Raw genomic sequence first — 11,883 nt, 5'->3', positions numbered from 1 at the left:
GGGGCGAGCAAGACAGGGCATGTCGAAGAGGAGATCCCCACGTCCTGGGTTCAGCACTGTACACCGTATCCCGCGAGGGAAGTTATACTGACAAAGCCTTGATTCGACAGTGCCTGTTTTACCCTGTGCCGGTTCTCTCGAACCCACCAGAGCGATAACGTGTATTTGTACAGGAGCCTCGCCATAACGAGATCGTTGTAAAACGAGAGGAATAATACGCTTATTTAAATTTACCGCTCAGAAAGTTAAATAATGTTTAAGAACGGTTTAGACGATTTTTATTAATAAAATGTTGAGGGTTTATTTAGGTTAATTCATTTCTAATGGAGGATTAAATAATTCAGGGAGAGGGTAAAATGGCGTGGTTTGATAATCTGCTGAATCATTTTGCGCTGTATCCGGCACATCTTTTCGCGCTGTTATTTGTGATGGCGCTGAGTAAATCGACGGTGCTGATCTCCTCCGTGCTGCCGCCCGCCTCGGTGATGCTGCTGGCGGGCATTACCGTCAGCCAGGCGAGCATGCATCCCGCGCTGACGTGGCTGGCCGTGGTGCTAGGGGCAACGGCGGGTTCGGTGCTGAACTACCATATCGGCCAGCTGATGGGGGGCACCCGGCTGGTCACGCGTTTTACCTCAAAGCATGCCGATAAGTTCTTGCGGGTACAGCATCAGCTGCAAAAGAACGGCGTCATCGTGCTTTTTACGTCGCGCTTTCTGGCGGTGTTGCGCTACATCGTGCCGCTGGCGGCGGGAATGCTCAGGCTGAATGCAGTCAAGGTCTACGCCGTCAGCCTGCTTTCCGCCTGCGCATGGGCGGCGCTGTATGTCGGCATCGTCACCGGCATCAGCGCCTTTTGAGTTACAAACTCCCCATTCCGCCGTCGACCAGCAGCTCGGTTCCCACCGTGTAGCTCGACTCGTCGGAGGCCAGATAGAGCGCGGCTTTTGCCAGCTCCGTCGTCGAGCCCATTCTGCCGAGCGGCACCAGCTTGATGATCTCCGCCATCATCGCGTTAAGCGCCTCGTCGCTTAAGCCCGTCTTCGTAAACGCCGGGGTCTCCACCGGACCGGGGCTCAGGCCGTTGACCCGGATCCCGCGCGGCAGCAGCTCCGCCGACAGCGTGCGCGCCAGCGACAGCAGGGCGGCCTTGCTCGCGGCATACGCGCTGCTGGTGGGCAGGCCGATGCGCGCGCTCACGGAGCCGCAGAGGATCACCGACGACGGGTTATTCAGCAGCGGCAGCAGCGCCTGAATTAAAAAGAACGGCCCCTTCAGGTTGATGCCCATCAGGCGGTCCCAGGCATCCTCCTGCCAGGCTTCCAGCGGCGCGTGCGTCACGTCACCGGCGTTGAGAAACACCGCGTCCAGGCGTGGCCAGCGGGTGGCGAGGGTTTCCGCCAGCGCTTTTTGCGAGGCGATATCTCCCGCATCGGTCGGGATCACCCAGGCCTTATCGCCAAGAATACGTTCTGCTTCGGCGAGGGTGTCCGGGTTGCGTCCGGTCACGGCGACGCGCGCGCCTTCGGCGATAAACGCCTGCGCGGTGGCAAGACCGATGCCGCTGGTGCCGCCGGTAATCAGCGTATATTTATCTGTTAAACGACCCATGTTCTTCTCCTGAAATGTCTCTGGAGAAAGCACTATAGAAACGTTAGTATCGAAAGGAAACCAGGTACCAAATGGATACTAAAGAGGCAAGAGGTGTGCTATGGCAGAAATGCTGGAGGTGTGCTGCGAAAAAAAATCTGAGGCGTATACCTGCCCGATGACGCAGTTTGTGAACCTGATTTCCGGTAAATGGGCGATCCCCATTCTCTACCGCCTGATTGTCTTTAATGCGCCCGTTCGCTTTGGCGATCTGCTGCGGGCCGCTGCCCCCATCACTCAGAAAGAGCTGACGAAGCAGCTGCGCCTGTTTGAGCAGCGCGGGCTGGTGACGCGGACGGTCTACCCGGAGATCCCGCCGCGCGTGGAGTATCAGATCACCGCGCTGGGGTTAACCCTGCAGGACGCACTCTCCCCGCTGGCCGCCTGGATGAGCGAGTACGGCGACCAGCTTGAGCGTTAGGCTACTGTTTTGCGTAGCGCGGTGCCGGAATGCCGGTGCGCGCGCTGTTGAACAGCTCAAGACGCGCCGCTTCGTAGCGATCCCACAGGCCGGCGTCATGCATCGGCGGGATGGTGATCGGTTCACCCTGATCCAGACCCGCCAGCGATGCATCCACCATATCGTCGGTGGTCATCACCGATCCTTCCGGCAGATCGTTCACCGTGACGCCCGAATGGCTCCAGATTTCTGTCGCCGTGGCGGCGGGCAGCACGGCCTGAATGCGCACGCTGCTGTCGGCAAATTCTTCCTGTAACCCACGGGTAAAGCTCAACACCCACGCCTTGGTGGCGCTGTAGAGCGCGCTGCCCGCCCGGACGTGCAGAGCCAGCACGGACGCGATATTGATCAGCGTGCCGCGATTGTTCTGCGCCAGGCGCGGCAGGATGGCGTAGGTCAGACGCATCAGCGCCGTGGTGTTCAGGGTGTTAATGGCCTGATGCTGCGCCACATCGCCCGCGAGGAACGGCGCCATCTGCGCGGTGCCCGCGTTGTTAATGAGCGTATCAATGGCGGTATTGCTGCGCAGCGCCTCTTCCACGGCGCGGATCCCGGCTTCATCGGTAAGATCGGCCACCAGAATATCGACGGCCACGCCGTAGCGCGCGCGAAGGTCGGCGGCAAGGGTTTTCAGGCGATCCTCGCGACGTGCGGCCAGCACCAGGTTAGCGCCGCGCGCGGCAAGACGGTCGGCATAAACGGCACCAATCCCGGAAGAGGCGCCCGTAATCAGGGCGGTGGTGATTTGCGTAGTCATCGTGTGTTACCTCAGGGCAAAGTGGGTTATTTGGTTTCAAGATGAAACTGAATAAACTCTCTGCTATTTGGTTTTATAATGCAACCATATTTGCGAGCATTTTGTGCTTTTGCCGTCGGGAACGATCAGGAGGGGAGTTTCGCCACGATCTCTTCAGGCGTCAGTTCGCGGCCATCGTCGGCGATAAGCGCCAGTTTGCGCAGGGGTTTGCGCTGTTCGGTATCGACCAGCACGGTGCCGCATTCGTTATCCGCAAACAAAAATTCATTGCCCCACTGGGAGAGGGCAACCAGCACCGTTTGCAGGGCACGCCCCTTGTCGGTCAGGACGTATTCCTGCCAGGCGCTGCCGTCGGACGCGGGCTGAAGCCGGAGGATGCCTTCGTCGACCAGCAGTTTTAGCCGCGTGGTCAGCATGTTTTTTGCAATGCCGAGGCTTTTCTGGAACTCGCCGAAGCGTTTAATCCCGCGCAGCGCGTCGCGAACAATCAGCAGCGACCACCAGTCGCCGATGATATCCAGCGAACGGGCGACGGGGCAGGTGCTCTCTTCGAGGCGGGTACGTTTCACGGTCAATTCTCCGGTGGGGGGTGGTTTTATTATAAAACTTATTGGCACACACCGTAAGCACGTTAATCATCAGTTTGAGAAATGCTTCCCGGAAAATTGTCACCAATCTGTCACACTGAACGCGACATTTTAAAACGAGTGAGGAATTAGGGATGAAAAAAGCACTACTCGCGCTGGCAGTCGCCGGTTCCATTTCAGCAACGTTTGGCGTGCAGGCGCAAGAGACGCCGGAAGGGTATCAGCTGGAGCAAGTTTTAATCATGAGCCGTCACAACCTGCGCGCGCCGCTCGCCAATAACGGCAGCGTGCTGGAGCAGTCCACGCCGAAGCAGTGGCCGGAGTGGGGGGTGCCGGGCGGTCAGCTCACCACCAAGGGCGGCGTGCTGGAAGTCTATATGGGCCATTACATGCGCGAGTGGCTGGCGCAGCAGGGGATGGTGAAGACGGGAGAATGCCCGGCGGCGGATAGCGTTTATGCTTACGCCAACAGCCTGCAGCGTACCGTCGCCACCGCGCAGTTCTTCATCACCGGCGCGTTCCCGGGATGCGACGTTCCCGTGCACCATCAGGAAAAAATGGGCACCATGGACCCGACCTTTAATCCGGTGATAACCGATAACTCGCCGGAATTCCGTGAAAAAGCGCTCAAGGCGATGGAGACCGAGCGGCAGAAAATGCAGCTGGGCGAAAGCTATAAGCTGCTTGAGCAGATGACGAACTACGCCGATTCCCCGTCCTGCAAGGAGAAAAAGGTCTGCTCGTTGGCGGACGCAAAAGATACCTTCAGCGCCGACTATGAAAAAGAGCCTGGCGTATCCGGGCCGCTGAAGGTGGGTAACTCGCTGGTGGACGCGTTCACGCTGCAGTATTACGAAGGCTTCCCGGCCGACCAGGTGGCCTGGGGCGAAATCAAAACCGACCAGCAGTGGCGCGTGCTGTCGAAGCTGAAGAACGGTTATCAGGACTCGCTGTTTACCTCTACCGAGGTAGCGCAAAACGTGGCGAAACCTCTGGTGAAGTATATCGATAAAACGCTGGTCACCGAGCAGGCGAAAGCGCCGAAAATCACCCTGCTGGTGGGGCATGACTCGAACATTGCTTCCCTGCTGACGGCCCTGGATTTCAAACCCTATCAGCTGCACGACCAGCAGGAGCGCACCCCGATTGGCGGCAAAATTGTCTTCCAGCGCTGGCATGACAAAAACGCCAATCAGGAGCTGATGAAAATTGAGTATGTCTACCAGAGTTCAGAGCAGCTGCGTAACGCCAGCGTGCTGTCGCTGAAGTCCCCCGCGCAGCGCGTGACGCTGGAGCTGAAAGGCTGCCCGGTGGATGCGAACGGCTTCTGTCCTGTAGATAAATTCAATGCGGTGATGAATAACGCGGCGAAGTAAAAGAGAACCCCCCGCTGCGGCGGGGGGAAACGCTTAGACGTTTTTACGTTCGATGGTTTGCTCGCCCCAGAAGAGCGAGTCTTTATCCGTTTTTTCGAAGGCGCGCACCAGCACCTCATCGTTACCTTCCTCCCAAATCTGCTCGGCCAGCTTTTCATCGTACTTCGCGACTTCAAAGATAGCTTCGGCAATCTCCGGAGAGGTGTTGCGTAAACTTGCCCATTCGCCCACGTGATGAGCTTTGGATTCTTGAGTTGGCATGCTTGTCCTCCTGTTGGGTGTTAGCCGTTCAGTTTTTTGGCCAGACCCGCGACGTATTCACCCTGATAGCGGGCGATAGACAGTTCTTCATTGCTTGGCTGACGTGAGCCATCCCCACCGGCAATGGTGGTTGCGCCGTACGGCGTACCGCCACGCACCTGGGAAATGTCAAACAGCTCCTGGGCGCCGTAGCCAATCGGCACAATCACCATCCCGTGATGAGCAAGGGTAGTCCAGGTTGAGGTAATCGTCTGCTCCTGACCGCCGCCGGTGCCGGTAGAGCTGAATACGCTGGCGAGTTTGCCGTAAAGCGCCCCGGATGCCCAAAGTCCGCCAGTTTGATCGAGGAAGGTGCGCATCTGGCCCGACATATTGCCGAAGCGGGTCGGGGTGCCGAAGATGATGGCATCATAGTCCGCCAGCTCCTGCGGGGTGGCTACCGGGGCGTTTTGCGTTTTTCCCCCGGCTTTCAGGAAGGCTTCCGCCTGCATGGTTTCCGGTACGCGTTTCACCACAACCTCAACGCCATCAACCCTGTTCGCACCTTCTGCGACCGCGTGAGCCATGGTTTCAATGTGTCCATACATGGAATAATAGAGCACCAGAACTTTTGCCATTTTGCATCACTCCTCGTTGGTTTTTCTGACAGCGGATCGCTGCGTTCTTTTAAAGATATGCCATCACAGCCAGACTGCAAAAATGAACGGCATTTCTTTGATTTATAACAATATGGTTACAAAAAGGCTTTGTAGCAAAATGAAACAACTTTTTGGCAGCAGATTTTTGAAATGATAAGAAAGGTTTATGAATCGCCGCCGCGTCATCTCACCCGAAAGGCTGAGTTCATGTTGCAGAATATTACCTGCGGCTTGCCGGATAGCGGCATTCCACTAAGCTTAGTTTCACGCGGCACAGATAAAGGCACTGTCCTTGTGTTGCGAGGTGAAAGAATCCTCTTTTACTGAATGCAATATGATGTCTAATGTTTCACATTCTGGAGGTTAGAGATGGCAAACCATCGTGGTGGTTCAGGTAATTTCGCAGAAGACCGTGAAAGAGCATCAGAAGCAGGCCGTAAAGGTGGCCAGCATAGCGGGGGCAACTTCAAGAATGACCCGCAACGCGCATCTGAAGCTGGCAAGAAAGGGGGGAAAAACAGCCACGGCAGCAGTAAGTAACACGCCGGGTTGAACCCCTGCCGCCGGGATCTCCCGGCGGTTTTTTTATTTCTGCAACATTGAACTGTAACCAAAGGCAACGCACACTAGAGAATTGATCTTAACCGCGAGTGCCGCATGTCTGTCTCACGCTTCAAATTCTCCGTTAAACCGCAGGAAGCCATCCTGATTCTCATCACCATGTTCTGGGGCGGGACGTTTCTGGCCGTTCAGTACGCGGTGACCCTCAGCGATCCGTTCTTTTTTGTTGGCCTGCGCTTTGCGACGGCGGCGCTTGCCGTGGGGCTAATTTCGCTTAAAACGCTGCGGGGCCTGACGCTGAAAGAGCTCAAGGCGGGCGTGGCGATTGGGGTGGCGATAGCGATGGGCTACAGCCTGCAGACGTGGGGATTGCAGACCATCTCCAGCAGCAAATCCGCGTTTATCACCGCCATGTATGTGCCGCTGGTGCCGCTGCTGCAGTGGCTGTGCCTGGGGCGGCTGCCGGGGCTGATGTCCTGTATTGGCATCGTGCTGGCGTTTATCGGCCTGATCTTACTGGCCGGGCCGGAAAACAACCTGCTTGCGCTGGGGCCGGGCGAAATCATCACCCTGATAGGGGCGATTGCCATTGCGGCGGAAATTATTCTGATTAGCGCCTGGGCGGGCAAGGTCGACGTTAAGCGGGTGACGGTGGTGCAGCTCGCCACCGCGTCGCTGGTGGCGTTTGCGACGATGGTGCCGGCAGGGGAGTCCGTGCCGCCGATGTCCACCGGCCTGGTGGTGGTTGCACTGGGGCTGGGTATCTTCAGCGCCATTATTCAGGTCACCATGAACTGGGCGCAGCGCAGCGTATCGCCAACCCGCGCGACGGTGATTTATACCGGCGAACCGGTCTGGGCGGGGATTTTCGGACGCATTGCTGGTGAGCGCTTGCCACTTCTGGCGCTGGTGGGTGCGGCATTTATTGTCGCCGGGGTGCTGGTGAGCGAGTTAAAGCTCAGAAAACGTCGGAGTGAGGCCAGGGATTTGACGGCAAAAGAAGGTTTAGATTGAAAAAAGAGACAGGCTTATTTACGATGTGTACGGATGAATACCGTACACGGTGATGTAAACCATGCCAGCACTTAAAAAACAGCGTATCGATCTTCGCTTAACGGACGAAGACAAAACAATGATTGAAGAAGCGGCGGCGATGACGAACCAAACGATCACCCAGTTTATGGTGAACAGTGCGTCAGAGCGTGCTGCAGAGGTCATCGAGCAGCACCGTCGTCTCGTATTAAACGAAGCATCATGGACTGCGGTGATGGATGCCATCGACAATCCGCCTGAGCCAAATGAACGCCTGAAACGAGCAGCAAAACGGCTTCGAAACATGGAGTGAAGCGCCGTGGAGAATCTCACGATCGAAATGTTATCAGAGGGAACCGATTATGACTTCGAGGATTTTGATTGTGGCGAACCCTCGCTAAATGCCTTCCTTGCTGAACATCTGGTGCGTCAGCACAATGGGCGTATTTTACGAGCCTACCTGCTTAAAGAGCGCGATCGTCCGCGTGTCCTGGGTTATTACACGTTATCGGGAAGCTGTTTTGAAAGAGCGATGCTTCCTTCTAAGGCTCAGCAGCGCCGGATCCCTTATATCAACGTACCCAGCGTCACGCTGGGACGTCTGGCTGTAGATAAAACACTACAGGGAAACGAGTGGGGAACAACGCTCGTTGCGCATGCTATGCGCGTTGTCTACCTGGCTTCACAGGCTGTGGGGGTACACGGAATATTTGTTGATGCCCTTAACGAGCGGGCAAAACGATTTTATCTGAAGCAGGGCTTTATCCCGCTGACAGCGGAAAACAGCCATTCTTTGTTCTTCCCAACAAAATCTATCGAACGGCTGTTTGAGCAAGAGTGATTGCTTTATTACCTGTTGTTCTGAAGGAATGTACATGTCGGGTAAGGCCTGGCCGTCACCCGACATGTTGATTTCACGAATCCTGATGCACCACGGCGCCCTGCGGCGCTGCGGCCATCCGGCGGCTTAGCAGGGCGTTAAGCAGGATCGCGCCGAAGGTCGCCGTGCCAATCCCGCCAATCGTAAACCCGCCCAGCGTCAGGGCAAAATCGCCTGCGCCCAGCACCAGCGTGACCGCCACCATAATCAGGTTGCCGTTCTGACTGAGATCGACCCGATGCTGCACCCAGATACGCGCACCGGCTACGGCGATTAGCCCAAACACCACAATCGATGCCCCGCCGATGACCGGGGACGGAATGGTGTGGATCAGCGCGCCGAACTTCGGTGAGAAGCCTAGCAGCATCGCCATCACCGCCGCCGCCACGAAGACCAGCGTGGAGTAAACTTTGGTTACCGCCATCACGCCGATGTTTTCGGCATAGGTGGTGACGCCGCTGCCGCCCACGGAACCGGAGAGCATAGTCGCCAGCCCGTCGCCGACGAACGCGCGGCCCATGTACGGGTCCATGCTGCGCCCGGTCATTCCCGCGACGGCTTTCAGGTGCCCCAGGTTTTCCGCCACCAGGATCACCGCCACCGGGGCGATAAGCATCATCGCCTGGGTGTTAAAGGTGGGTGAGGTCACCTTCGGCAGGCCGAACCAGTCGGCCTGGTGAAGCAGGGTAAAATCAACCGGCTTGCCGAGGCCAAAAACGTTGGCCAGCAGCGCATAAACCAGACAGGCAACAATCAGCCCGACCAGAATCAGCAGCCGCTGGATCATCCCCCGCGTAAATACCGCCACCAGGCCAATGCACAGCACAGTGATCACCGCCATCCAGCTTTCAAACGGCGAGGCGGAGACGCTTTTTACCGCAATTGGCGCAAGGTTCAGGCCAATCGCCATCACCACGGCGCCCGTCACGACGGGGGGCATCATCCGTTCGATCCAGCGCGTGCCGATCTTCATCACCACCAGACCAATCAGGGTGTACACCAGACCGCAGGCGATGATGCCGCCGAGGGCCACGCTCAGGTTGGGGTTGATCCCCTGGCCGTTAAACCCGGTAGTGGCGATGACAACGCCGACAAAGGCGGCGCTGGATCCGAGATAGCTGGGCACGCGCCCGCCGGTGACGAAAAAGAACAGCAGCGTGCCGATACCCGACATCAGAATGGAGAGGTTGGGATCGAGTCCCATCAGCATTGGCATCAGCACCGTGGCGCCAAACATGGCCACCGCGTGCTGAACGCCCATCACCATCGTCTGCCCGAGCGGCAGACGTTCATCCGGCGCGACCACGCCTGCTTCTGTGGAGGTCGATTTCAACTGCCAGTGGGGAAATCCGAACATGGTCTGTCTCCTTAAGGCGGGTTAACAGGCGGGTCGCATAAGCGCGTGGTAGCCGCGGTCAAACCACACCAGCCCTTGCGGCGCGGGGTGGCGAATAATCGAAACGATGTCGCAAAACAGAATGTCGTGGGTGCCGACGCTCACCACCTGGCTGATGCGGCAGTCAAACGAGGCCAGCGCATCTTCCAGGCGCGGACAGCCCGTGTCGCCCGTCTGCCAGCGGGCGGCGGCAAAGCGTTCCGCCATCGGCGTTTTCCCGCCAAACAGGTTAGATAAAGGCTCCTGTCCTGCGCTTAGGGTATTCACGCAAAGGGTGCGGTTTTCGCTAAAGATTGGCCAGACGGACGCGCCGCGGTTCAGGCACACCAGCAGGGTGGGCGGTGAATCCGTGACGCTGCACACCGCGCTGGCGGTGAAGCCTGCCATCCCCGCCGGACCGTCGGTGGTGATGATGTTGACCGCCGCGCCAACGCAGGCCATGGCGTCGCGAAAGGTTTGTTTATCCGGTGTTGTCATCATCGCTCCTTACGCCAGTCCGCAGGCATCGTCGAAGTCCAGACGCGGCAGGCGCCCGTAAAGTTTGCGGGTATCGCCATAGCCAATGTTGATCAGCAGATTGCTTTTAAGCGTGGTGCCGGTGAAAAAGGCCTCGTCGACCTTTTGGCGATCAAATCCCGACATCGGGCCGGTGTCCAGCCCCAGGGCGCGACAGGCGAAAATCAGGTAAGCGGCCTGCATTGAACTGTTGCGAAAGGCGGTCTCTTCCGCCAGCGCGGGGCTGGTGGTAAACCAGCTCTTTGCATCGCCATGCGGGAACAGCTCGGGCAGGCGCTCGTAGAATTCTCCGTCCCAGGCAATAATCGCCGTGACCGGAGCGGTGAGCGTTTTCTCGAGGTTGCCGCTGGAGAGCGCCGGGCGCAGCTTCTCTTTTCCCTCCGCGCTTCGCACAAACACAATTCGCGCCGGGGAGCAGTTGGCGGACGTTGGCCCCCATTTCATCAGGTCGTAGATTTCGCGCAGCGTTTCGTCGCTGATGGCAATATTCTGCCAGCCGTTATGGGTGCGGGCGCCGGTGAACAGCGTTTCCAGCGCGGCGGGGGTAATGGCTTCGCTCATTAAAGCTCCTTATAAAGCGGGTTCCGGGCTGTGCAACAGGCTGGCCAGCCCGTTCAGCAGCAGGGTGTTGAAGGTATCCGGCTCGGTGACGTTGCAGGCGTGCCCGCCCTGGCGCATCACCGCGCTGCGGCTGTGCGGGATCGCCGCCTGCAGTTCCGACGAGCAAACAGCGGGCACCAGCATGTCGTCGGCAGAACAGATAATCTGTACCGGACAGCGAATGCGCGCGGCATGGCGGCTGAAGTCGGCCTTTTTCAGGGCGCTGAGCCTGTGCAGCAGGTTGGTTTTGCCCTGGAAATGGGCCAGCGCCAGCGCTTCTTCGGCCTCCAGACGGGGGGCGCGGGCGGCCATCCAGTCCGCCGGGTAGAGAAACAGCGGCTGCGCCTCGACCCACGCCTGTGCGCCGCCGTAATGCAGCAGGCGCTCGCGGATCTGAAAGCAGCGGCGGGTGTGGGGGTTAAGGGTCAACCAGCCGTTAACGCACACCAGCGCGGTGAGGGCGTCGGGCCTGTCGAGGGCCAGCTGCAGGCCGACCAGCGCCCCCAGCGCGTGACCCACGACGCTGTAGCGGACAATCCCGGCTTCAGCCAGCGCCTGGGCCAGCTCATCCGCCATCTGCGCAAGGCTGTACCCTTCCGGCAGGGTGTCAGGGTTATTGCCCGTTCCCCGCTGGTCATAGCACACCACCTGATACTCCGGCTCGAGCGCGGCCAGCTGGGGCAGCCAGTAGCTGCCGCTGCCGCCGAGACCGGAAATAAAGACCACCACGGGCGCACCCTCATACGGAGGCGGCGAGACGGAGAGTTTCATACCTGCCTCACTTCGCGATGTGCGCAACGGTGGCGATTTCAACCAGCGCCTCTGGCTTCACCAGCCCGCACTGAATGCAGAACCGGGCCGGTTTATCGCCAGGGAAGAACTCGGCGTAAATCTCGTTAATCGCGGCGTAGTTTTTCCAGTCGGTGATAAAGATGCTGTTGAAGGTCACATCCTCCATCGTGCCACCCGCCGTTTCGATCACGGTTTTGATCGTCTCCAGCACGTGGCGGGTTTGCGCCTTTGGGTCGTTGATAAACACCACGTTATTGTCTTTATCAAACGGCAGCGTGCCGGAGACATACACCACGCCGTCGGCGAGGGTGCCGGGAACAAACGGGGCAATCGGCGTGCTGGTGCCCGGCGGAATAATCACGGATTTCGGCATCAGA

Annotated in this window: 17 protein-coding genes and 1 riboswitch; of the genes, 7 read left to right on the top strand and 10 right to left on the bottom strand. The window is 58.3% G+C overall.

All coding sequences use genetic code 11. The features are described from left to right. Positions 1-28: 28 nt before the first annotated feature. A riboswitch (M-box (ykoK) riboswitch) is annotated at positions 29-198 on the bottom strand. Positions 199-356: 158 nt separating this feature from the next. Then, positions 357-860, top strand: a complete 504-nt coding sequence (locus ACZ6J2_RS08700; RefSeq protein WP_471725433.1) for a DedA family protein — start codon at positions 357-359, stop codon at positions 858-860. Between the two features lies 1 nt (position 861). Here the strand turns inward: ACZ6J2_RS08700 and ACZ6J2_RS08695 are convergent, their stop codons facing one another. After that, positions 862-1,611, bottom strand: a complete 750-nt coding sequence (locus tag ACZ6J2_RS08695; RefSeq protein ID WP_471725432.1) for an SDR family oxidoreductase — start codon at positions 1,609-1,611, stop codon at positions 862-864. Between the two features lie 100 nt (positions 1,612-1,711). Between ACZ6J2_RS08695 and ACZ6J2_RS08690 the strand changes: the two genes are divergently transcribed. Next, entirely contained in the window at positions 1,712-2,071 is a 360-nt protein-coding gene (locus ACZ6J2_RS08690; RefSeq protein ID WP_214538281.1) for a winged helix-turn-helix transcriptional regulator, read from the top strand. A 1-nt stretch (position 2,072) separates the two neighbouring features. On the opposite strand, the gene ACZ6J2_RS08685 is transcribed toward ACZ6J2_RS08690, so the two are convergent. Together ACZ6J2_RS08685 and ACZ6J2_RS08680 are read right to left on the bottom strand one after the other, a co-directional pair. Then, the gene (locus tag ACZ6J2_RS08685; RefSeq protein ID WP_471725431.1) at positions 2,073-2,867 is read right to left on the bottom strand and encodes an SDR family NAD(P)-dependent oxidoreductase; all 795 of its coding nucleotides are present in this window, start codon (positions 2,865-2,867) and stop codon (positions 2,073-2,075) included. Between the two features lie 125 nt (positions 2,868-2,992). Next, positions 2,993-3,436 (bottom strand): winged helix-turn-helix transcriptional regulator, encoded by a 444-nt coding sequence (locus tag ACZ6J2_RS08680; protein ID WP_032658095.1) that lies wholly within the window; start codon positions 3,434-3,436, stop codon positions 2,993-2,995. A gap of 152 nt (positions 3,437-3,588) precedes the next feature. Between ACZ6J2_RS08680 and agp the strand changes: the two genes are divergently transcribed. Further along, positions 3,589-4,830 carry a bifunctional glucose-1-phosphatase/inositol phosphatase gene (gene agp, locus ACZ6J2_RS08675; RefSeq protein ID WP_471725430.1) on the top strand — a complete coding sequence of 414 codons (1,242 nt, stop codon included), beginning with the start codon at positions 3,589-3,591 and terminating at the stop codon, positions 4,828-4,830. Between the two features lie 33 nt (positions 4,831-4,863). Here the strand turns inward: agp and ACZ6J2_RS08670 are convergent, their stop codons facing one another. Further along, complete coding sequence (locus ACZ6J2_RS08670; protein ID WP_008499832.1) at positions 4,864-5,091, bottom strand: YccJ family protein; 228 nt, start codon at positions 5,089-5,091, stop codon at positions 4,864-4,866. 20 nt (positions 5,092-5,111) lie between these two features. Next, positions 5,112-5,708: an NAD(P)H:quinone oxidoreductase gene (gene wrbA / locus ACZ6J2_RS08665; protein ID WP_023311076.1), complete on the bottom strand. Its 597-nt coding sequence runs from the start codon at positions 5,706-5,708 to the stop codon at positions 5,112-5,114. Positions 5,709-6,098: 390 nt separating this feature from the next. On the opposite strand from wrbA, the gene ACZ6J2_RS08660 reads away from it, so the two are divergent. The 4 genes from ACZ6J2_RS08660 to ACZ6J2_RS08645 all read left to right on the top strand — a co-directional run bounded on the left by ACZ6J2_RS08660 (position 6,099) and on the right by ACZ6J2_RS08645 (position 8,163). Beyond that, positions 6,099-6,269 carry a con-10 family general stress protein gene (locus ACZ6J2_RS08660; protein WP_023311077.1) on the top strand — a complete coding sequence of 57 codons (171 nt, stop codon included), beginning with the start codon at positions 6,099-6,101 and terminating at the stop codon, positions 6,267-6,269. A gap of 117 nt (positions 6,270-6,386) precedes the next feature. Beyond that, complete coding sequence (locus ACZ6J2_RS08655) at positions 6,387-7,304, top strand: DMT family transporter (protein WP_471725429.1); 918 nt, start codon at positions 6,387-6,389, stop codon at positions 7,302-7,304. Positions 7,305-7,365: 61 nt separating this feature from the next. Continuing rightward, positions 7,366-7,635 (top strand): type II toxin-antitoxin system TacA family antitoxin, encoded by a 270-nt coding sequence (locus ACZ6J2_RS08650; RefSeq protein ID WP_023311079.1) that lies wholly within the window; start codon positions 7,366-7,368, stop codon positions 7,633-7,635. Positions 7,636-7,641: 6 nt separating this feature from the next. Then, the gene (locus tag ACZ6J2_RS08645; RefSeq protein WP_471725428.1) at positions 7,642-8,163 is read left to right on the top strand and encodes a GNAT family N-acetyltransferase; all 522 of its coding nucleotides are present in this window, start codon (positions 7,642-7,644) and stop codon (positions 8,161-8,163) included. 73 nt (positions 8,164-8,236) lie between these two features. Here ACZ6J2_RS08645 and rutG read toward each other — a convergent pair whose 3' ends face one another. From rutG to rutC, 5 genes are read right to left on the bottom strand one after another with little or no spacing between them, the layout of a single operon-like run. Beyond that, positions 8,237-9,559, bottom strand: a complete 1,323-nt coding sequence (gene rutG / locus ACZ6J2_RS08640; protein ID WP_471725427.1) for a pyrimidine utilization transport protein G — start codon at positions 9,557-9,559, stop codon at positions 8,237-8,239. A 21-nt stretch (positions 9,560-9,580) separates the two neighbouring features. Beyond that, positions 9,581-10,075 (bottom strand): NADH-dependent FMN reductase RutF, encoded by a 495-nt coding sequence (gene rutF / locus ACZ6J2_RS08635; protein WP_471725719.1) that lies wholly within the window; start codon positions 10,073-10,075, stop codon positions 9,581-9,583. Between the two features lie 9 nt (positions 10,076-10,084). After that, positions 10,085-10,675, bottom strand: coding sequence for a malonic semialdehyde reductase (locus ACZ6J2_RS08630; protein ID WP_471725426.1), 591 nt, complete (start codon positions 10,673-10,675; stop codon positions 10,085-10,087). Between the two features lie 9 nt (positions 10,676-10,684). Beyond that, entirely contained in the window at positions 10,685-11,485 is an 801-nt protein-coding gene (gene rutD / locus ACZ6J2_RS08625) for a pyrimidine utilization protein D (protein ID WP_471725425.1), read from the bottom strand. Positions 11,486-11,492: 7 nt separating this feature from the next. Next, on the bottom strand, positions 11,493-11,879 hold the full coding sequence (gene rutC, locus ACZ6J2_RS08620) for a pyrimidine utilization protein C (RefSeq protein WP_010429508.1): 387 nt from the start codon (positions 11,877-11,879) through the stop codon (positions 11,493-11,495). Positions 11,880-11,883: the final 4 nt, after the last annotated feature.

The sequence above is a fragment of the Enterobacter sp. E14S genome (assembly GCF_055666685.1).
The sequence above is the reverse complement of the archived record's forward strand: the minus strand, read 5'-3'. Positions and strand labels throughout refer to the sequence as shown.